We start from the raw sequence: 21,204 nt of genomic DNA, 5'->3' as shown, positions 1-21,204 counted from the left end.
AATTCAAAACTGTAAAGGACCTGGAAATGGATGACGTCTTTTTCATCATACACACGCTGGTCCGACTTAGTCTGATATTGGCACTGGGTTGGGTGACGCTGAAACTGATCCGCAATCGCAATCCGCGCTGGTCCGTTCTGCTCTCACGTTGTCTGATTTCCGCAGCCCTGCTCATGCCATTGGCCTGTCTCTGTCTGCCAGTCACCAGTCTGGCGGTTCTACCCCCGATTGAATCAGAATCTGACGTTTCAGCAGAGACATCTATCGAAATTGAGACTCCAATGCTCTCAGAAATGATAGAACCAGAACCTGCTGTCCCCTTGCATTCCGCTCTCCCCCAGATCTCGGACACACAGCCAGAACGGAATATTCCCGTGGCGAACCTGGCATCAGAACCTTTAATCACCGAGGTTCCCCCTATCGCATCACCAGCGTCTGTCCAATCAACGGCGACAGCCACTCTCGTTCAACAGGATGCCGAAACTGTCTCCGAATCAATCCCGCAGGTGTCCCCTTCGGTTCATTCTGAATTCCACTGGTGGCTTTTCTGCTGGATCGCCATCAGCTCGTTCTTACTACTGCGTATTGCCTGGCAGATTCAAAGGGCGAGAAAACTGTTACATTTTGCAGAAACGGCGCCTGCTTCCCTGCAGTCAGAATGTGACGCTCTGGCGCAGCAGTTAACACTCAAACGTGTGCCCCCGGTTCGATTGAGTCAGCAGATTGAAGGTCCCTGTACCGTGGGGTTGTTTCTGCCAACGGTGCTGCTGCCTGATTCCTGGGTCAATGACCTTTCCCCGTCTGAACGCCGCGCGATTCTGATGCATGAATTATCGCATGTGGCCGGATTTGATTCACTCTGGGATCTGCTTTCGCGCATTGTGCTTTCGTTCTACTGGTTTCATCCACTCGTCTGGCGATTGCCGGCACAACATCGGCTGGCGTGTGAGCATATGTCCGATGCGCTGGCCGCGGACTCGATAGATGGGTTTGAAACCTACCGACGTCTGCTGGCAGGCTGGGCGCTCCACCGTCAGGGAGCAGAAACCCGCGCCGCGGCACTCGCGATGGCAGATCGCAGCTTCCTGCTCCGCAGATTGAAATGGCTGGAAACACCACGGGCTTATAAGACATTGAAACGTTCCCGCTGCTTTGCCTTTGTGTTATTTGCCGTTCTGCTCTCTGTCAGCTTCGCTTCCATCCGACTCAGTCCCCAGGTGATCGCACAGAAACCGGAGCCAGAAGCAAAACAGGCGGCACCTCTGATCGCCGAAAAACCACAGGCCAAAAAACCAGACACGCCGGCTGCTCCCAAAATAAACCGACCGAATGTCGCAGATATTAATCTGAAACAGACCACGCCTAAAACGGTCCGGGTCGTGGATGAGAAAGATCAACCCATCGAAGGTGCTAAAGTCAGTGTCTTTTCGTGGGAAGATAATGACGGAGACTCTTTATATCTTCTGGTGAGTGATCCTCCGGAGACCAATGGGATTGGAGAAGTAACGATTCAGGTTCCCGCGGGGGCTGTACGTGCTCATATTTCTGCAGTGGCGCCCGGTTATGCAAAAGCAGGAACTCAATACTCACTGAGTGGCAGCCCGACTTTACAGTTGAAACCAGGTCGCATTCTGCACGTCAAAGCCGTCGATACCAAAGGGGGCATCCTGCCTGACGCGTATCCTCTGCTGGAAGATTCCCATATTCATGGTCGTGAATTCAAACAGGACAAAGACCGCAACGGATACTTCACATCCCCCGTCGTGAAACCAGAACGTCGCTGGATGCGGGTCGTGGATGGCAGTAGAGAAGGGCCCGTGTTGTTCAGCGATCTGATTGATGTGTCGAACCCGGAAAAGGTCGAACAGGATGGCACCATTGTCGCGACTCTGCGACCGGGCATTCGTCTGGAAGGGCGACTGGATGACTCGGTACCCCGACCAGTCAAATACGGGTGTGTTGAGCTCTATATCAAAGAAGGGGAAGACCATCAGATTGGCGATGGATGGACGTGGCAGGATACGGCTATCGTGAAGGAAGATGGCACATTTGAGTTCGACTCACTTCCCACAGGCGGACATGTGCAACTGTTTGCTCTGGTCGACGGCTATCAGTCAATTCGACCGTCGGCAGAGTCGCTGAAAAATTATTTGATCACGCATCAGGCCGGCGATGTCTCCTTGATGGACAGTCCCATTGAACGTCAGGACTCATTCTGGCCACATCTGTTCCCACTGACCCAGGGCCTGTATAAGGTCGACGTCGTGCTTCCCTGTACTCCCACAACATCACTGGATGTGTCGGTCGTTGATCCCCTTGGTCAGCCAATTGACGGGGCTAAAGTGAAATTCAGTCCCAATGGTTATTTCATCGGCGGTGAATTATTTATTCCCACGATTGAAGTATGGTCTATGGCATCCGTCATTCGTCACAAGGATACTGATCAGCTAAGGCAACTTCGAGAGTGGTCAACGGCGACATTTCTGGGCGTCAGGTCAGATGCAAAGGGCGTGGCGCGCGTTCGTAACCTGCCCGCCGACGGTCGCGATTCCTATCGCGTCTCAGCCGACGGTTATGAGATGCCGCTCCACCCTACCTCTGATTTAGCTGAGGGCATGCGGTATGCTGTAGTCGAGATGGCAGGGGGCAAAACGTTGCGGCGGACGATTACCATGGAAAAACTCCTGCCCGGATCGCTGAGAGAAATTCAGGTCGTTGATCAAAAAGCCAAGCCCATTGCCGATATTAAAGTCACTGTGAGCGAAATCGCTTTTCGCGATGCACCCGAAGATTGGCAGCTATGGGCCTCACAGCGGTTTGGTCCCCTGGCGACGGGCAAAACCGGTATCGATGGAATTGTACGACTGCAGATTCCCCTGGAGGTCAACGGACAACCCGTGTCAAATCTGCGGATTATGGTGCAGGGACGCGTCGGAAAAAAAGGAGTGGTACGGAAAAGACTGACCATTCCGCGAATATTTGACGGGCGAATCGTTGTCTTGACTCCCTCCGATCAACCACCGAAAACGGAATATCATTTTCGCGAGGTGAAGGCAGATTATCTGCAGCCAAAAGAGGTATTAAATGATTCGCCCAAAAAACTGCTTGCACAATTACAGGCAAAGCCTTCACTGGTGGTTCTGAATCGGTTACTGGAGCTTGCCGACTTTGATGATGTGACGCTACTGGGTTTTCACCCCAAGTCGAACCTGCTTGATTTTACCAGGCGAAAAGAATCGGAACGGGGCCCCGTGGTCTCGCTCCCGACTAAAAAAGGAACACGCGTTGTCGTGTTGTGTACGGTTCGTCCCAGGGATGCAGGGTGGGAGACGAAGCCTCCCCTTAGTTCTCCACCGGAGGCCGCTTTCGTGTTTGATGCCAGTGATGGTTCACTGATTCGCATGATTGGTGGCTGGGCGTCTGCCAAGGGGGATTATTGTGATGTCATGCTTACCAACCAGGGGGGCACTGATGATAATTTTGTATCCACATTTGCATCTGAAGATCATGGTCCTTTCAACAAACTGCAGCAATGGTTCCACCTGGGGGAAGAACAGCAGCCCGCAATAACGACACATAATTATCACAATTCGACTGGCTGGTATGGGAAGGACGGCCCGTCTACTCCCCTGGCAGAACTGGGCTATATTCAATTCAATTTGAACACAATAAAGAATACAGATCGGATAGCCGGCACACTGTCGAACGGTACAGAGGCGCCGCGCAAAATCTACTGGGACGGCGCACGGGATCTGTTCATCGGCCCCATTATGGAAAGCGTTGATGGCAAACCCCTGTATCAGGTTGTTCTGGAAGAATCGTTTCATTTTAAGCCGCTCATTGTCCAGCCGGGCGAACTGGTGGCAGGGGGGGGCCGACGCGATTATCAAAACTGGCACTGGTGGGAGTGTGTTGTGCCCGCAGGCAAGTCGGCAGAATTGCGTTTGTTTTCTATCGACGAAACAGGCGAAAAACCGGTCGAAACAGAATATCGAAAGCAGCTACTGCCCGCCGGCGAACACATGCTGCAACTGCAACTGACGGACAGTAAACAGGATGACCAGTTGTCTGACGTCGAGATCCGTATTGATCAGCAGAAGGAAAAACTGACGGCACCCCGCGTCCCGGTTGCCGACGTTCCCTCCGTGCAAGGCGTACCCATCGCCCGCACTGCAAAAGAGAGCCTGGACCTGTTCAACCGCCCGACTGCCCAACCACAACAGCGACTCATCTGGCGCGTGACACTCAAATAAACTGAACCGGAATCAACTCACAAAGTCAGGCACAATCCGGTTCGGCTGGTTCCACTTAATCCGACCGAGCAGGACATCGCCGTTCACACACGGGATGATACACACACACATTTAATCTGAATTCAGTAGCTAATCTGTGAATAGATTTCGTACGACTTATTTTCCGCAATAGAAGAAGTTATGTAAGAAAGACCTGGTCCCTGTGTTTTTGCAGGCATTCCTGATCTGGACGGAACCGCAATGGAAAATGAATGCTCTTACCCTCATAGGGTTTGAAGAATTGGTTCATACAGTCGATCGTGAGAGATTCGTGTAGCAGTCGAGAATAAATAAGACGGTATTCCTCATCCAGTGTGATCAGCCCACGATCGAAAGCTTTGTCGTGGAGTGCGTTCAGGCAGAGACCATTGTGGGGATCTGCTCTTTTGGTTGAGTCCTCACTCCAGGGAATGATATGGCTCGCAATAAGCAGTTCCTTGAGATTAATATTAGTGATACAGCAACGGTATTCATAAGATGCCAAAACTGTCGAGCGAAAGAATCTTTGGGCACGCCGGACTTTTGTTACGCGAGTCGATTCCGTTTCGCCTGAAAAAAGCGGCTGTTCCTCAAGAGAGTCTTCGGCGGGCTGAAGGTGATATTCACTTTCGAGTCGTAGGCACTCATCCGCCAGTCCTTCCCAGTCAGAATGGAATTCCTGCCAGATTTGTCGATCTGCTTTCGAAGCATTGGGAAGAGCTTTAATACCTCGTTCCTGATGGAATGGATCAAGTGAGGCCAAATTGGAGAGTTTCATGGCTACACTTGAGTGCGTTCTACCAATGGTGTCAGCCAGTTGCATGACATCGGGATTTCCTTTGTCAAACTTTCCAAATGGTAAGCGACAGTAAAGGCTCATGGCTAGAATCAGTTCGTCACGAGTCCAATTACGCGCCATAGTGTATTTGCCCTGGAAAGGTTATCAGGAAGTATCTGCATTATATTCGATTCTCTTAACTTTGCCAGGACTGGACATACACGACAAATGTCACTACACCACACGTTTTATCACAGACGAGGGGCGTGATTTTCGGGAGGTGTCGAAGGGGGGTTGGGTATTTACTCGACGAGCAGGCAGCAAACTGCGGCATTTTGTCGGACCTGATGAATGGTTTGCCCACGTGTCGGCTCAGAATGGAATGTGGTTTTGTGACCTGTTTCCCGGAAGGATGAGTCGCGATATTTCAATGGCCTGGGGGGGCGAGATTGTCGGTTTACAAGCTCCTGATGAGTCCATCGCTGAGTCAGCGGAGAGACTGTATTTAGAATTATGGCAGTCAATTTCATCAAACTGTTCAGTGAACCATTTGGATGAGAGTGTCCACTGCCGCCAGGAAAAATAGAGGATTGAGAAAATCAAAACGACTGTATACACTAACTCACAATCTACTTGTCGCAGATTGAAGGCAGCCAGTTTGTGGTAATGGCCGGACAACGTCGAAGCTCTGAGGTTTTGTCCCCTGTCTTCCCGGTGAATCAACGTCGCGAAAGTGATGCCATGGGTTTGCCAAAAGGAGCAGGTCGGGGAGTCAGCAGCGACAGTGAGTCCCCGTCGTGGGGGCCTGTAGTGAAAAGCGTCAAATGGGTAGCGTACCTGCGATACCGGGGAGAAAGCTGAGTGGATGGTTGAGTTCTTTTCGAAGCTCTTTGATACATCGGACTATCCTGCTCGCTGGAATTGTGGTGCCTGGACCAGTGGCGAAGGCTGGTTGCATATTCTTTCCGATGTGGGTACGTGGTCCGCTTACACTGCGATCCCTGTGGTACTGCTCTATTTCACTTTTAAACGACGGGACATTCCCTATACCAGGCTGTTCGGCTTATTTGCTGCTTTCATCCTGTTGTGTGGCGCAGTGCATCTGGTCGAGGCGATCATTTTCTGGTATCCGATTTATCGGATCTCGGGATTGTTGAAGCTGGCGACAGCCATTGTTTCCTGGGCAGCTGTGATCGTGCTGATTAAGTATATGCCGCATCTGTTGAAGTTACCTACGATTGCAGCAACCAATACGCGTCTGTTGAAAGAAGTCGAGCAGCGGAAGGACATCGAAAGAGACTTGCGCTGGATGCAGTCTCGCTATGAAGCCTTCCTAAATAGTACCAGCAGCATTATCTGGACCACGGATCCGCAGGGCAATTTTATTGTGCCGCAAATATCCTGGCAGCGTTTTACCGGGCAAACCTGGGAGGACCATCAGGGAGACGGGTGGCTGAAGGCCCTGCTGCCTGAAGATCGAGCTGAACTGTCTGCGCTGTGGAATAAGCCAACCGAGAAGCATACCAGTTACCGTGTGCATGGTCATATCTGGCACGCAAAGAGCGAATCGTATCGCCCCGTGATCACAGAAGCCGTTCCGGTCTATGATCAGGAAGGACAAATTCTGGAGTGGGTTGGTACGGTGAGTGATATTCATGAGCAGCGGATGGCAGAAGAAAGCCTGATCGCCGCCGAGGCAGAGTCCAGTCGCCAGAAGCGGGAGCTGGAACTGATTTATGATACGGCACCTGTTGGAATGGGTCTGGTTGATCGTGAATACCGTTATCTGCGAATCAATGATACGCTGGCCCGCATCAATGGGATACCCCGGGAGGCGCATCTGGGGAGAGTCTATTTTGACCTGGTTCCCGGAATTGCCGACCGGATTAAACCGCTCTACGAAAAAGTCTTCCGGACAGGTAAGGCTGTGAAAAATCAGGAAGTGCGAGGAACCACTCCTGCCAGTGAAAAAGAACGTTGCTGGCTGGTAAATTATCACCCTCTCTCGCACAAGAACGGCGAGGTCTGGGGGGTAAGTTCCATCGTGCAGGATATTACAGCCCGTAAAGAGATGGAAGAAGCATTACGCGACAGCGAACAGCAGGCATCGCAGGCTAATCTTGCCAAGAGTGAATTTCTGGCGAATATGAGTCATGAAATTCGCACTCCGATGGCTGCTGTTTTAGGATACGCCGATGTACTGCTCGGACATCTGAAAGATCCCGATAATTTGAACTGCGTCATGATCATGAAGCGGAATGGGGAACATCTGCTGGAACTGATTAATGACATTCTTGATTTATCGCGGATCGAAGCGGGTAAGCTTGAAGTCGATTTGAAAGAAACTTCACTGCGTGAACTGATTGCGGACGTTCAGACGCTAATGCAGGTACGGGCCGACGAAAAGAACCTGATGTTGAATGTCAAATTTGCGGGAAAGGTGCCCGAACTGATCATCACAGATGCAACCCGTCTGCGTCAGATCCTGATCAATCTGATTGGTAATGCCATCAAATTTACCGATCATGGCGAAGTACGTCTGGTGATCAGGCTGCTCACAGATTTTGAAAAGCCAATCATCGAATTTGCCGTGCAGGACACGGGCATCGGCATGAGTGAAGAGCAGATCCAGCGACTGTTTAAACCGTTCTCCCAGGGAGATTCTTCGGTCACACGAGCCTATGGGGGAAGCGGGCTCGGGCTGGCGATCAGTAAACGACTGGTGCAAATGTTAAAAGGTCAGCTGAAGGTCAAGAGTGAAGTCGGGCAGGGATCTGTCTTCCGTGTGCGTCTTCCCGCCGGCTCCATTAAAGGGATTCCGCTGATTGAATCTGGCATCCTGGAAAGAAAAACAGATAGAGCAGAGTCCGTTCCCAAAGTTCACCGTCTCAATTGTCGCGTACTGGTGGTAGACGATCGCCGCGAAGTCCGGCATATCAGCCAGCATTTTCTGGAGAAAGCAGGTGCCTCGGTAACCTCAGCCGAAGATGGTCAGCAGGGAATTGACTTGGCGCTGATTGCCCGTGATGCGGGTGATCCGTTTGATGTGATCCTGATGGATATGCAGATGCCCCAGGTGGATGGCTTACAGGCGATTGCTGAGCTGCGGGCTGCAGGACTGGATTCACCGATTATCGCGCTCACCGCCGATGCCATGAAGGGGGATCGAGAACGCTGCCTGCAGGGAGGCTGTGACGATTATCTCTCAAAACCCGTCGATCACGCGCAGATGGTTGAGATGGTCTGGCGTTACTCTGAGGAAGTCACTGCAGAAGCGCTGCATGCCCAGCGACAGAAACAGACGGAACGATTTCAGGATTAACTCTGATTGCTCATTACCCCTCTGCCTTGAGAACTGCAGTGTCTGCTTTCATCTACGAAAAAAATATACAAACCTGTGGGCAAAAAAAGTCAGGCCTCTGCACACGAGAGAGACCTGACTTCTATTTGAAACTGACTCAATATCAAAGCTGCTGATCAGTCTGCCTGAACCAGTGATTCACTTTTGGTCGTAATTACTTCCATCAGGTCGTTCCAGGATTTGACGAAAGACTCTGCTCCCTCTTTCTGGAGCCGGGCAGCTAACGCCTGATTGTCAACTTCTGCCTGTGCGAATTCATTGAGTAAGGCCTCACTGTCACCTCCCTTTACACACAGTACGTTTCCAACTTCACCATGATCGTCAAAGGCCTTCAGGGTTTGTTCCGGCATGGTGTTGACGGTAAAGGGAGACGCGAGGGAAGTAATATACAATACATCGGATGCATTGGGATCTTTCGAACCGGTACTGGCCCAGAGCAGACGCTGTGGTCGGGCACCAAAGTTTAAAGCGCGCTGCCAGCGTGGTGAGTTGATCAGATCCAGATACGCTTTGTAAGCTTTCTGTCCGATGGCAATTCCCAGGCGGTTGTGGAGTGTTTCGGGAACCTGGTCCACGATGGCACGGTCCCAGCGGCTGATAAACAGAGAGGCAACTGAACCGACGGCGGGATTGAGCCCTGCTTCAATGCGTCGTTCGACGCCGCGCAGATAGGCTTCTGCAGCAGCGACATAATGCTCACTGGAAAATAACAGTGTTACGTTCACGGGGATGCCGGCGAAGGTGGCTTCTTCAATGGCGGGTAGTCCCTCTTGCGTACCGGGAATTTTTATCAGAACATTGGGACGACCGGCACGGGCATGCAGATCTTTCGCTGCTGCCAGTGTACTCTCAGTGTCATAAGCGAGCAGGGGAGAGACTTCCAGGGAAACCCAGCCATCCACACCATCGGTGCGATCCCAGACAGGTCGAAACAGATCGGCAGCCTGTGTGATGTCTTCGAGCGCCACCTCAAAGAACAGTTCCTCGCCTGCCTTACCATTCTTAAACTTTTCCTGGATGACACTGTCGTAAGATTGGCTGTTATTAATCGCCTGATGAAAAATTGTGGGATTGGAAGTGAGTCCGCTTACCGAGAGCTCATCAATATAACGTTGCAGGGTTCCGCTGGTGAGCAGGTCACGCGTGATGTTATCCAGCCAGAGGCTTTGTCCCAGGTTATGAAGTTGTTGAGTTGCTGACATAATATTACCTCCGAATCTGGTGGTGAAGGATGCATAGTTTTTGAGACCAACAGTGACAGGCCTCATTGTCGTCAAATTCTCAAGTCAATGGAAGGCTGAGTCCGACTGCATCTCTGCGGGTGCGACAATATTTCATCGTTTGACTCCATTCCACTTTATGATTGATTTCAGTCGACTGGGCAAAATACTCAAGAAGAAGTATATTGAACTGTTCGAAATCTAAGACTCTTCAATGTGTAGTCAGTATCGTTCCGAACTGTCAGGAACTCAACTTGCACTTCAGATTAAATTAGAGATGAGAATCAATGAAGAAACGACTGTTTAGCGTCCTGTTTATCCTGTTACAGATATTGCCAGCCGGACTTTCTGCCCGAGAGCAGGCGGCCGGGCATGTCGTCAGTGCTGACGTCGTCATTTATGGGGCAACACCAGGTGGGGTCTGTGCAGCGATTGCAGCATCACGAGAAGGTGCGACAGTGATTCTTCTTGAACCGACAGATCATATTGGTGGCTTGAATACAGGAGGTCTGAGTTTCAGTGATTCCAACCAGACGGTCCGCAGTACCGTGATGGGGCTGTTCGATGAATGGCATACACGCATTGAAAAAGATTATGCTTCCCGGGGGATCAAATTACCTTATCAGGTTCGGGTCAAAGATCAGTCTAAATGGACTTACGAACCACATGTGGCTTTGCGCGTGACGAAACAGATGCTGAATGAAGCGCACGTCAAAGTTCTGCCGAAACAAGTCCTCCAATCCGTTAAAAAAGAAGGGACACGAATCACCAGTCTGGTCACTGGCAAGGGGGCTTTTTCTGCTAAAACATATATTGACGCAACGTATGAAGGCGACCTGATGGCAGCCGCTGGAGTCAGTTGGACGATCGGCAGGGAAGGGAAAGCGAAATATGGTGAATCCCTGGCGGGTAAACGTTATCCGAAAAGCAGAATGAATATAAATGGTTTCGACAGCGATGGTCAAATTCTTCCTCTGATCACCACGACAGATGCCGGCCCGGAGGACGAAGGAGATTCCAACGTCATGGTCTACAGCTTTCGGCTCTGTCTGACGGATGATCCTGAAAACCGCGTGCCGTTTCCGAAACCTGATAACTATGATCCTGCCCGTTTTGAAGTGATGCGGCGTTTTGCAAAAGCAGGCGGCCGTCTGGGATGGGATCTTTATCCACTGCCTGGTGGGAAGTTCGATGGTAACAATTCGATAGGCGGGCAGTTCTCGCTCGGGCTGGTCGGTGGCGGGAATGGCTGGAGTGAAGCCGACGAAGCGGGGCGGGAAGTCATCTGGGAAAAGCATAAGCAGTACACGCTGGAGTTCTATCATTTTCTCACCACCGACCCGGCAGTGCCTGCGAAAGTCCGGAAAACATATGCCCGGTTGGGACTCTGCAAAGATGAATTCCCAGGGTATGGTCACTTCTCTCCCGCGCTGTATGTACGCGAAGGGAGACGCATGCGAGGCATGTATGTGCTCAGTCAGAAAGACATCTTGGAAAAACCGGAAAAGCAGGACGCTATCGCAGTCTCTTCATTCCCGATCGACTCTCATGACTGCCAGAGGATCGCATTGCAGGAGGGAGGCGTGATCAATGAAGGGACCATCTTTCCCGTCAGAAAATCCAGTCCCAAGCAAGGGTATGCATATCATGTTCCCTATCGTTCCATTCTACCGCAGCCGGAAGAATGTTCTAATTTACTCGTTCCTGTGGCACTCTCCTGCACGCATGTCGGTATTTCTTCACTCCGCGTGGAACCGACCTGGATGATTCTGGGCCAAAGTGCCGGTATTGCTGCAGCATTGTCTGCCAGGAAAGAAATTGCCGCGCAAGACCTGCCTTATCCACAGCTTCGTGATCGTCTTCTGGCACAGGGGCAGGTACTTGAATTGCCTCCCCCCTCAGAGACTGCAGAGGTTAAGTTTTCAATCGATCCGAAGACTCTGCCCGGGATTGTTCTGGATGATACGAACGCCGAACTTTCCGGTGACTGGAGCCATTCCACCAATTTCAAGCCACACATTGGTAACGGCTATGTTCATGAGGCAAAGCGGGGGGATGGAAAGGCGACTGCCATTTTCCGCTTTAAGGTTCCCCAGGGGGGGCGCTATCAGCTGCTGATGGCTTATTCTGCCCATGAGACACGTGCGAATAATGTTCCGCTGAAAGTTATCTCCGGGTCAGAAAATTCTACCATTATTGTCGATCAAACCAGAGCACTACCTCGGGGTAAACTCTTTCGTTTGCTGGATATCATCGAATTGCAAGGCAATACCGAAAGCACGATTGAAATTTCCAATGATGAAACCAATGGGTTTGTTATCCTGGATGCAATTCAGTTACTGCCTGTCAAATAAGACGAATTCCTCAAACCGGGCTATTTTGGAACACGGTTGAGAGGAGACTCGCTTATGAATTGCCTGTGCCCGTTGTGGTCAGTTTTGCCGGTTGCTGCGAGGTTGTCGAATCAACAGTTGTGGCTTGGGTCGGTTTTCGTGCGAAACGTCGCAATACGACATAGAAAACCGGGGTGAGAAACAAGCCGAAAAACGTCACACCCAGCATGCCACTAAAGACTGCCGTTCCGAGCACGCGACGCATTTCAAACCCGGCACCTGTGGCGATCAGTAGTGGAATCACACCCAGGATGAAGGAGAACGCCGTCATCAAAATCGGGCGTAATCTCAACCGACACGCATCGACGGCGGCCTGGAAACGATCCTTGCCTGCATCTTCTTCCGCCTTCGCAAATTCGACAATCAAAATTGCATTCTTACAGGCCAGTCCCACCAGTACGATGAAACCAATCTGTGTCAGAATATTGTTATCCATGCCACGAAACCAGATGCCAATAATCGCAAACAGCAGGCAGAGAGGAACAATCAAAATAATTGCCAGTGGCAGCAGCCAGCTTTCGTACTGTGCAGCCAGGGTTAGAAACACGAACAACACTGCGAGCGGGAAGAGAAACACAATCGTATTGCCAGCCTGGCGTTCCTGATAAGCGATCTCTGTCCAGGCATATCCAAATCCCGGTGGCAGATTCGCATCGGCCAGTTGTTCCATTGTTGTCAGCGATTGACCTGTACTGTAACCGGGGGCTGTTTGACCATTGAGGTCTGCAGCAGGAAACAGATTGAAGCGAACAATCCGGTCCGGTCCGGACGTACGTTTCAATTCCACCACTGCTCCCAGGGGGATACTCGTCCCGCGGGCGCTGCGTGTTCGCAATCGCAGAATGTCATCCTGCTCGTCGCGGAACTCCGGTTCTGCCTGTGCAGTCACGCGGTAGGTTCGTCCGAGAAAGTTAAAATCATTGACATAGACCGAACCAAGATACACCTCCAGGGCATCAAACACATTACTGATCGGGATATCAAGCATCTGGGCTTTGGTACGATCCACTTCAGCATAAATCTGGGGAACACTCACCCGGAAGTTTGAGAAGATCTGCACGAGCCCGGGTTGCTGATTCGCTTCCATCACCATTTGTTCGGTCACCTGGTTCAACGCGGCAACACCAGCTCCTCCCTGGTCCTGCACATACATTTTGAACCCGCCACCTCGTCCAATTCCACGTACGGGAGGGGGAGCAATAATAAAAATCTGTGCCTCATTGACCGATGCAACTTCCTGGCGCAGGTCGGCGATGATCTCATTGATACCCCTTCCCCGTGCTGCCCGCTCCTTGGCATCTTCCAGTGGAAGAAAGGATACAGCGGCATTCGAACTGATCGTGAAGGTGGAACCAGACAGTCCCGCAATTCCAACAGAGTGCGCAACACCATCAATCTTGCTGCCGATCGCCGCGACGCGCTGGGTGACGGCATCTGTACGTGCGAGTGACGCACCATCCGGTAAGCGGATACTGACAATGATATAACCCTGATCCTGTGCGGGAATAAATCCTGACGGAACCATTCCAAAGCTGTACCAGGTCGCAACGAGCAACCCGCCGTAAATGAGCAGAGAAACACCGGAAACTCGAATGATGCGCGAAACAATGCCGGCATAAATGTTACCGGTGAAGTCGAAAAAACGATTAAACAGCCGGAAAAACCAGCCAAACAATAAGTCGACCAATCTTCCCATTTTGTTACGTTCCGCGTTTTTCGGTTTGAGCAATAAGGCACACAAGGCGGGGCTCAGCGTCAATGAGACAAATGTTGAGAACGCAGTGGAAATCGCGATCGTGAGTGCGAACTGCTGATAAAAGCGACCGCTGAGGCTGGGGACAAACATGGTGGGAACAAAAACCGCGATTAATACCAGGGTGGTGGCGATCAGGGCCGAACTGACTTCGTCCATCGCTTTATGCGTCGCTTCGCGCGGAGAAAGACCTTCGGCAATTAATCGCTCCACATTTTCGACTACCACGATGGCGTCATCTACCACAATACCAATCGCGAGCACGAGCCCAAACAATGACAGCGTATTCAAGGTCACACCAAACACCTGCATGGCGGCGAATGTGCCGATCAGCGAAATGGGAATCGCAATCACGGGAATAATCGTAGGACGCCAGCCATGTAGAAACAGAAATACGGTCAGTACCACCAGAATGGTCGTGATATAGAGTGTTTCGAACACCTCTGCGATTGATTCTTCCACATAATCGGTCGGGTTGTAGGCAATTTCATAACCTACTCCTTCTGGAAAATCTTTGTTCAGGTTGGCCATCGTCTGCTTAACTTCATCAGCTGCATCGACGGCGTTCGTTCCAGGTCGTTGATAGATCAGGATGGCAACGGCGGGCTTGCCGTCCAGGTAGCTGATTCGTGAGTAATCCTGTGCACCGAGTTCGATCCGGGCCACATCACTTAAACGGGTGACACGACCATCTTCGCCTCGCTTGACGACAATTTTCCCGAATTCATCCTCTTCCTGCAATCGTCCCTGCGTGGTCACATTCAATTGAAACGCGCCGCTCTCATCGATGGGAGGCTGTCCGATGACGCCGGCTGCCACCTGTGCGTTTTGCTCACGAACCTGCTGCACGACATCGCCTACCGTAAGACCGACATGGGTCATCTTTTCGATGTCCAGCCAGATTCGCATCGAATACTCATTGCCGCCAGCTACACGGATATCGCCGACACCGTCCAGGCGCATCAGCGAATCACGAATCCGCAGAAAGGCGAAATTACTGATATAAAGCTGATCCCGGCTGTTATCCGGCGAATTCAGATGCACCACCATCAGCATGTCGGGAATCTGTTTACGGGTTGTTACACCAATCTGCCTTACTGCTTCAGGCAGGCGAGATTCGGCTACCGCGACACGGTTTTGAACCATCACCTGGGCATCATCCAGGTCGGTGCCCAGTTTAAACGTAACCGTTAACTGCATGGTCCCGTCACTGCTGGATGACGACTCCATGTAAAGCATGTTGTCGACACCATTCATTTCCTGTTCGATGGGAGTGGCCACCGTGTCCGCAATGACCTGGGGTGTCGCGCCGGGATAACTGGCACGCACCACAATCGTCGGCGGTGCCACATTCGGGTACTGAGACACCGGCAACGCGAAATAAGCAAGTGATCCGATCAAGACAACCATGAACGATAAGACTGAAGCAAAGATCGGACGTTCGATGAAAAAATGGGGAAACTTCATTGAGAGTCCCCTTGTGGCTCATCTACCGAAGTCACCTTTTGCGTGCCCGATTGGGGAAGCGGATCGGGGTCAGGCGAGATCCATTGCTCAGGAGGCAGGGGTTCATAACTGTCAGGCAACCCGTCTTCAACAACTTCGATCGTTCCCGGCTGCGAGGTGACCTTCATCTCCGGTCGTGCCTGCAATAATCCTTCGATGATGAGCGATTCGCTTCCCGATAATCCCTCGCGTACTACGCGCAGTCCGTCTACGATCGGACCGAGTTTTACGATGCGACGCTGCACAATGTCGTCAACAACATGATAGACATATTGTGAAGACTGGTCAGTGCCGACCGCGGAATCAGGAATCAGGACTGCGTTATAAGAATCACTGCCGGGAATACGAATACGTGCAAACATTCCCGGAATCAACACCTGGTCTTTATTCGGAAACACACACCGCGCCCGCATACTGGCCGTGTCGGGATCAAAGCGGTTGTCAACGAAGTCCATATGTCCCTGGTGAGGGAAGCCTGTTTCATCAATCAGACCCAGGAATACGGGGTTTTTGGCCTCGCGCGAACTGGCCCGTTTCCCGGCCTGGGCCGATCGAATGTATTTCAATACGTCCTGTTCGTTGGCATCGAAATTACAATAGATAGGTTTCACTGAGGTAATCGTGGTCAGCAGACTGGAGTTGGTTGTGCCGCCATTGATCAGGTTGCCTTCAGAGACGTTTTTTCGACTGATCCGGCCGGCAACCGGGGCATAAATTCGCGTGTAATCCAGGTTGAGCTGTGCCGTATCGATTCCCGCTTTGGCAGCTTCGATCACTGCATGCGCGGTTTCAATCGTGGCTTTCGCAGAACTGATTCCCGCCTGGCTGGCTTCATGATCTGCCTTGGCCTGCAGATAGGCAGCTTCCTGCTGATCCAGCTCATCCTGGGTCGTTACATTTTTCGATTTTAGCGATCGCGCCCGATTCAGCTGTGCGGTCGACAGTACCAGTTGTGCTTCTGATTGCTGGTATTGAGCTTTTGCCTCTTCCAGCTGCGCCTTAGCCTGAATCAATTGTGAGTTAGCCTGGCTCAGCGAGGCACGGGCTCCGTTGAGTTCAGCCTGATAGGGGCGTGGATCGATGATGAACAGCAGGTCCCCCTTGTTGACGATCTGACCTTCATCAAAATGTGTCGTTTTCAAATACCCACTGACACGCGCCCGGATCTCAACGAAATCAATCGCTTCAAGTCTCCCCGTGTAGGCGTCCCACTCCACAATCTGCTTGGTGACTGGTTTTGCCACAGTCACAACCGGTAAGTTTGGAGTTGGAGCCGCGGAGTTCTGCTGGTTACAACCGACCAGACAGACAAAAAAACTGAGCAAGAGGACTGTCATTAATTTCTGCGGAGGTTTTAAGTGGCGTTTCAAGGTAACAATGCCTCCAGTAAGCAGGTATACCCTGCTGGATGTCATGGTTAGTCGCGTTTAACTGCATTCTGGTGAGCGGCGCGGGGGGAGTTCATCAGGCCGTAAGCCTGGCTAATAGTCTTTGCGGTAATAATTTACATGTAGTCTATGTCTGAGGTCTGAACAAGGCAACTTATCAAATTGGAATTTGAGGCAAAAACATCAAAAGTCGGATTCTTGTGAGGTTGCAAACAGAGTACCCGCAACAGATTACAGGTGACACATGTACTGGGGCTAACCTGTTTACGGTATACTCAACAGGTTTTTTCCTATAGAATCGATGCTCACAATACGCACCATTTCCGTGGCACATCCAACGCCACCAGTGGTGTCAACGTACTTTTCTATACAGGACTTCTGATAAATATCTCCAAGAGGAAAACGCTCGATGTCAACATCTAAAAAAATTACACGCCGCAATTTTATTCAGGGAGTCGCCTTCACAGGTGCTGCCGCTGTTTTCAGCCCTTCGACACATCGAGCATTCGGATATCAGTCGCCTAATGACCGTCCTGTTTTTGCGACGATCGGCTTGCGAAACCAGGGTTGGGCAATTACCTCGAAATCATTTAAGTTTGCAGATTTTGCGGCACTGGCTGACGTTGACGCGAATGTGCTTGAAAAGAATGTCGAAAAAACGAAAAAGAAACAGGATAAGAAACCGGACGCCTATAAAGACTATCGCAAAGTCCTGGATCGAAAAGACATTGATGCAGTCATGATCGCCACGCCCGATCACTGGCATACAAAAATCGCAGTCGAAGCGATGTACGCCGGGAAAGACGTTTACTGTGAAAAGCCACTGACGCTGACGATTGACGAAGGCAAGTTAATCGAAAAAGTCGTTAAAGAAACAGGCCGCGTCTTCCAGGTGGGCACGATGCAGCGTTCAGAATCAGGACAGCGGTTCCTGCAGGCAATCGCACTGATCCGCGATGGTCGCATCGGCACAGTGAAAAAAGTGACATGTGGCATCAATGGAATGGAAGGCTCCCCGGTTATCCCTGTAGCTGCTGTTCCTGAGGGACTGGACTATGAATTCTGGCTGGGGCCGGCACCCAAAGTGGATTATCGTGCACTCCCGGAAATGCGCGAAGGGTATGGCGGAGGCGTTCCCCTATTCAGTAATTGTCACTATTCCTTCCGAAACTGGCATGAGTACTCTGGTGGAAAATTGACCGACTGGGGTGCTCATCATGTCGACATCGCCTGCTGGGCACTCGGGGCCAGTGATACAGGGCCGAGTAAAGTATCGCCGGTTGAATATAAGTTACCCGTCAAATACAAGGACGGATTCCCAACGGTCAACGATCAGTATAACGCCGCCACGGAATTCAAAATCAAGGTCGATATGCCCAACGATGTGGAAATGATTATCACCAGTGAAGGTGATAATGGTATTCTCTTCGAAGGTACAGAAGGCCGGTTCTTCGTTAACCGAGGCAAGATCGTCGGGGCACCTGTCGAAGCGTTGAAAGACAATCCGCTGCCGGAAGATGCGATCGAAAAGGTTTATGGTGGCAAGGTCAGCGCGAATCACACTGCCAACTTTATTGAAGCCATGAATTCACGCAAGCAGCCGATCTCCGATGTCTGGTCGCATAACCGCATGCTGGAAATCTGCCACCTCTCTAATATCTCCATGCGTCTGGGGCGTGACCTCAAATGGGATCCCAAAAAACGGGAAATCATCGACGACACACAGGCAAACTCGTTCCTCTCGCGTGAAAACCGCAAGGGTTACGAAATCAACATGTGATTTGCAAAATAACAGAAGACAAAATCCACTGAAACCGGAATCCCCATCGCAGGGACTCAATTCCGGTTTCAGTTGTCTTTCTCTGCTTCATCCGGCGAAATCAGGCTGTCATGGTTCTGATCGAGTCGATCAAAGGCAGTGGGGGAACCAGTGAATTCCCGGCGTGAGACATCTCCATCCTGATTGCGGTCCATCAATCGGAACCACTCGACCTCTGATGTGGAAGGCCTGGCAAGACTGTCGGGATATCCCTGGCTCACAATGAACAGTAAAACATTGGGAACCCGATTAAGTTCTATATGATTTTCTGCAGTGCAGGATGCGGATTCCAAGGTTTGCCAGGCACTCCTCAATTCGCGAACGGAAAGTCCGGCATCATGATTGGTATCCAGTAATTCAAACAGGCCACCTCCATGGTAAACACTGATCAGGAGCTGACCATGAATCAACTGCTGTTGAACTTCCAGCCAGCGATCAATTTCCTGCTGAGAGAGTATTCCATTTGAGTCGCGGTCGGCCAGTGGAGTCAGCCATGCGCGCGAGGAACGCCGAGTTCGCGAACCCTTTTCCGTTGATTCTGGAGGTGGTTCGGCTGCTGCATTGGCAATCTCTTCCCGCAACTGCTTAAAGAGGTCCTGTTGCGGACCTGCAACACTCCAGCTCTTACAGTGCGCATTTGTTGTGACTTTCAGTGGTTGATCTGCAAGCTGGTCGGTAATATTGATTCGCCAGTCGGTTTTCTCAATCGCGTTCTCAGCGGGGCGAGTCAGTAAGTGCTTCAAAACAAGACTGTTGTCGCTCGCGGAGGAGAGATCGATTTCTAGGCCAGGCCGCAGCGCCTTGGCTGCCCAGTTTCCCGGGTAAGTGGCATTGGGGACCAGCTCACCCACTCCAATAAGTTCATCGTCGTTGGTATCAAGGCGTTTCAGTGCCGTTTCCGCTTTCTGAAGTTCAACCTGCGCAAGTCTGCCATCCAGGTCTGTATCGAGCGTCTGAATCAACGCCGCGGTGAGGGCCGCGGTATAGGCGAGTTTACCAGAGCCGATCTGCAACCTGCCCGCACCGTGGTTTAGATAATACGTTCGGAGTTGTTCCCGGGAACACTTCTGATTCTCTTTAGCGGCGATTTCATTGAGAGATTGAATTGATGCGACAGGTGGAGTAAAGGCACTGCCCAGTGACAGCCGCACTGCACGGGCGGAGGGGACCAGCCTGAGTTCTTCCTCGCTTAATACTCCGTCAGAATTACAGTCGGCGAATTTGAAAATGGCATCGAATGTCTTTGTCCAATATGCGTCGTAAGGCAGTTGGTCTACAGTTACCTGAATTTGAATTAAACGGGGGTGGTCAGCTTCACGGAGTTCCAGCAGCGCAGTGGGACTTTGTGCCGGTTTAACCAACTGCGCAAACGCTTCCCTCTCTGTCGCAAGAAGGGACAGCATGACAATCAGGAACATTCTCATAGTAACTCCTCAATCGCTTTGCCATCCGGGTCCGCCAGTCGAATTGGTCGACCTACGTTGGACATGTTTTGTTTTCTGGGATCGAGTCCGATGCCGCGGAAGACGGTGGCCATCAGATCCGCGGTTCGTGTCGGCTTCGATTCGATTTTCGTGCCGTCTTCGCTCGTCTTACCGATGACCTGTCCGCCACGAATTCCGGCACCCGCGAGCATCATGGACCAGGTCGAAGGCCAGTGATCGCGTCCCGACTGGCCGTTGATACGGGGAGTCCGGCCAAACTCTCCCTGGCAGACAATCAGGGTATCCTTAAGTAACTCGCGCTGACGCAGATCATTCAACAGAGAAGCACAGCCACGATCCAGTTGTTGCGATAGCTCCTTCACCCGTTCAAAGTTATCGGAATGGGTATCCCAGCCATTGAGTGAGACCTCCACGAAACTCACGCCTCGTTCCACCAGGCGACGTGCCATCAGGCAGCCCTGGCCAAACGAACTGCTGCCGTAGGCTTCGCGAAGCGCCGCATCTTCCTGCTGCAGGTCAAACACTGACGCTGCTTTGGGGTTCATCAGTCGCAGCGCCCGGTCGCGAGAGGAATCCAGAGTATCAGTTACCAGGGAAGCAGGCATGGTGGAAAGTGATTTCAGTCCCGTTTGCAGCTGTAGTCGTTCGGCCTGCTGTTCTACAGAGATAGGAGTAAGGTCGGCAACTTTCAGATCAGAGCTGTCAGGCCCACTTCGACGACTGCGCCCGCCGACAACAAATGGCGCGAACTGTGGCCCCAGAAAACCTCCTCCACCAATCGCCGGCCGTCCGCCGATGTGCACATAGGAGGGAATATCATTTTCGACATTAAATTCATTAGCCACCAGCGAGCCGAGTGCCGGAAACTTGATGGCACCCTGGGGTGTGTAGCCGGTCATCGTGACAAAGCGGGCGCGGGAATGATCGCCTTCGCGAGTCGACATGGACCGAATGATGGAAAAATCAGACGCCTGTTTCGCCAGGGAAGGCAGATGCTCACTGATCTTCATTCCTGGCACTTGTGTTTCGATTTCCTGAAAGGGTCCCCCATTTTTATTTCCGGGTTTCAAGTCCCACAGGTCGATTGTTGCCGGGCCACCGTTCAGCCAGATCAGGATCACAGACTTGGGCTTACTGCCTGTTTCTGCAGCTGCTTCTGCCAGTGTGGGCAGCCAACTGGAAGTTGACCAGGCAGAGACTCCCAGTGCCAAATGTTGTAAGGCAGTGCGTCGTGAAAGATGTTTGCGCGACATGGTAAAACTTTGCCTCA

Annotated in this window: 10 protein-coding genes; 4 read left to right on the top strand and 6 right to left on the bottom strand. The window is 51.5% G+C overall.

The window, feature by feature from the left end; all coding sequences use genetic code 11:
• The first annotated feature begins 26 nt into the window (after positions 1–26).
• Entirely contained in the window at positions 27–4,253 is a 4,227-nt protein-coding gene (locus ACN0YH_RS13760; protein WP_417380142.1) for a M56 family metallopeptidase, read from the top strand.
• A 178-nt stretch (positions 4,254–4,431) separates the two neighbouring features.
• Here ACN0YH_RS13760 and ACN0YH_RS13755 read toward each other — a convergent pair whose 3' ends face one another.
• A complete protein-coding gene (locus ACN0YH_RS13755) occupies positions 4,432–5,190 on the bottom strand; it encodes an HNH endonuclease (RefSeq protein ID WP_417380141.1) in 759 nt (252 codons plus the stop codon).
• Between the two features lie 724 nt (positions 5,191–5,914).
• Between ACN0YH_RS13755 and ACN0YH_RS13750 the strand changes: the two genes are divergently transcribed.
• Positions 5,915–8,371 carry an ATP-binding protein gene (locus tag ACN0YH_RS13750; protein WP_417380140.1) on the top strand — a complete coding sequence of 819 codons (2,457 nt, stop codon included), beginning with the start codon at positions 5,915–5,917 and terminating at the stop codon, positions 8,369–8,371.
• A 155-nt stretch (positions 8,372–8,526) separates the two neighbouring features.
• Here ACN0YH_RS13750 and tal read toward each other — a convergent pair whose 3' ends face one another.
• The gene (tal, locus tag ACN0YH_RS13745; protein WP_417380139.1) at positions 8,527–9,612 is read right to left on the bottom strand and encodes a transaldolase; all 1,086 of its coding nucleotides are present in this window, start codon (positions 9,610–9,612) and stop codon (positions 8,527–8,529) included.
• A 305-nt stretch (positions 9,613–9,917) separates the two neighbouring features.
• Between tal and ACN0YH_RS13740 the strand changes: the two genes are divergently transcribed.
• Positions 9,918–11,984 (top strand): FAD-dependent oxidoreductase, encoded by a 2,067-nt coding sequence (locus ACN0YH_RS13740; RefSeq protein ID WP_417380138.1) that lies wholly within the window; start codon positions 9,918–9,920, stop codon positions 11,982–11,984.
• A 52-nt stretch (positions 11,985–12,036) separates the two neighbouring features.
• Here ACN0YH_RS13740 and ACN0YH_RS13735 read toward each other — a convergent pair whose 3' ends face one another.
• Together ACN0YH_RS13735 and ACN0YH_RS13730 are read right to left on the bottom strand one after the other, a co-directional pair.
• Positions 12,037–15,243 (bottom strand): efflux RND transporter permease subunit, encoded by a 3,207-nt coding sequence (locus tag ACN0YH_RS13735; RefSeq protein WP_417380137.1) that lies wholly within the window; start codon positions 15,241–15,243, stop codon positions 12,037–12,039.
• On the bottom strand, positions 15,240–16,619 hold the full coding sequence (locus ACN0YH_RS13730; RefSeq protein WP_417380136.1) for an efflux RND transporter periplasmic adaptor subunit: 1,380 nt from the start codon (positions 16,617–16,619) through the stop codon (positions 15,240–15,242). Before ACN0YH_RS13730 ends, ACN0YH_RS13735 begins: the two co-directional genes overlap by 4 nt.
• 460 nt (positions 16,620–17,079) lie before the next feature.
• Here ACN0YH_RS13730 and ACN0YH_RS13725 point away from each other — a divergent pair, with 460 nt between their 5' ends.
• Complete coding sequence (locus ACN0YH_RS13725) at positions 17,080–18,450, top strand: Gfo/Idh/MocA family protein (protein ID WP_417380135.1); 1,371 nt, start codon at positions 17,080–17,082, stop codon at positions 18,448–18,450.
• 68 nt (positions 18,451–18,518) lie between these two features.
• On the opposite strand, the gene ACN0YH_RS13720 is transcribed toward ACN0YH_RS13725, so the two are convergent.
• Together ACN0YH_RS13720 and ACN0YH_RS13715 are read right to left on the bottom strand one after the other, a co-directional pair.
• Entirely contained in the window at positions 18,519–19,913 is a 1,395-nt protein-coding gene (locus ACN0YH_RS13720; RefSeq protein ID WP_417380134.1) for a hypothetical protein, read from the bottom strand.
• Complete coding sequence (locus tag ACN0YH_RS13715; protein WP_417380133.1) at positions 19,910–21,187, bottom strand: DUF1501 domain-containing protein; 1,278 nt, start codon at positions 21,185–21,187, stop codon at positions 19,910–19,912. The genes ACN0YH_RS13720 and ACN0YH_RS13715 overlap by 4 nt, the downstream gene beginning before the upstream one ends.
• Positions 21,188–21,204: the final 17 nt, after the last annotated feature.

Origin of the sequence: Gimesia sp. (genome assembly GCF_048262075.1) — a bacterium.
GTDB lineage: Bacteria > Planctomycetota > Planctomycetia > Planctomycetales > Planctomycetaceae > Gimesia.
Note: the sequence above shows the minus strand (reverse complement) of the source record. Positions and strands in the feature narration are given on the sequence as shown.

Coding starts and splice junctions, on each gene's coding strand:
- ACN0YH_RS13725 (WP_417380135.1), top strand. CDS start 17,080: ATGTCAACATCTAAAAAAATTACACGCCGCAATTTTATTCAGGGAGTC.
- ACN0YH_RS13755 (WP_417380141.1), bottom strand. CDS start 5,190: ATGGCGCGTAATTGGACTCGTGACGAACTGATTCTAGCCATGAGCCTT.
- ACN0YH_RS13730 (WP_417380136.1), bottom strand. CDS start 16,619: ATGACAGTCCTCTTGCTCAGTTTTTTTGTCTGTCTGGTCGGTTGTAAC.
- ACN0YH_RS13760 (WP_417380142.1), top strand. CDS start 27: ATGGATGACGTCTTTTTCATCATACACACGCTGGTCCGACTTAGTCTG.
- ACN0YH_RS13715 (WP_417380133.1), bottom strand. CDS start 21,187: ATGTCGCGCAAACATCTTTCACGACGCACTGCCTTACAACATTTGGCA.
- ACN0YH_RS13750 (WP_417380140.1), top strand. CDS start 5,915: ATGGTTGAGTTCTTTTCGAAGCTCTTTGATACATCGGACTATCCTGCT.
- ACN0YH_RS13735 (WP_417380137.1), bottom strand. CDS start 15,243: ATGAAGTTTCCCCATTTTTTCATCGAACGTCCGATCTTTGCTTCAGTC.
- tal (WP_417380139.1), bottom strand. CDS start 9,612: ATGTCAGCAACTCAACAACTTCATAACCTGGGACAAAGCCTCTGGCTG.
- ACN0YH_RS13740 (WP_417380138.1), top strand. CDS start 9,918: ATGAAGAAACGACTGTTTAGCGTCCTGTTTATCCTGTTACAGATATTG.
- ACN0YH_RS13720 (WP_417380134.1), bottom strand. CDS start 19,913: ATGAGAATGTTCCTGATTGTCATGCTGTCCCTTCTTGCGACAGAGAGG.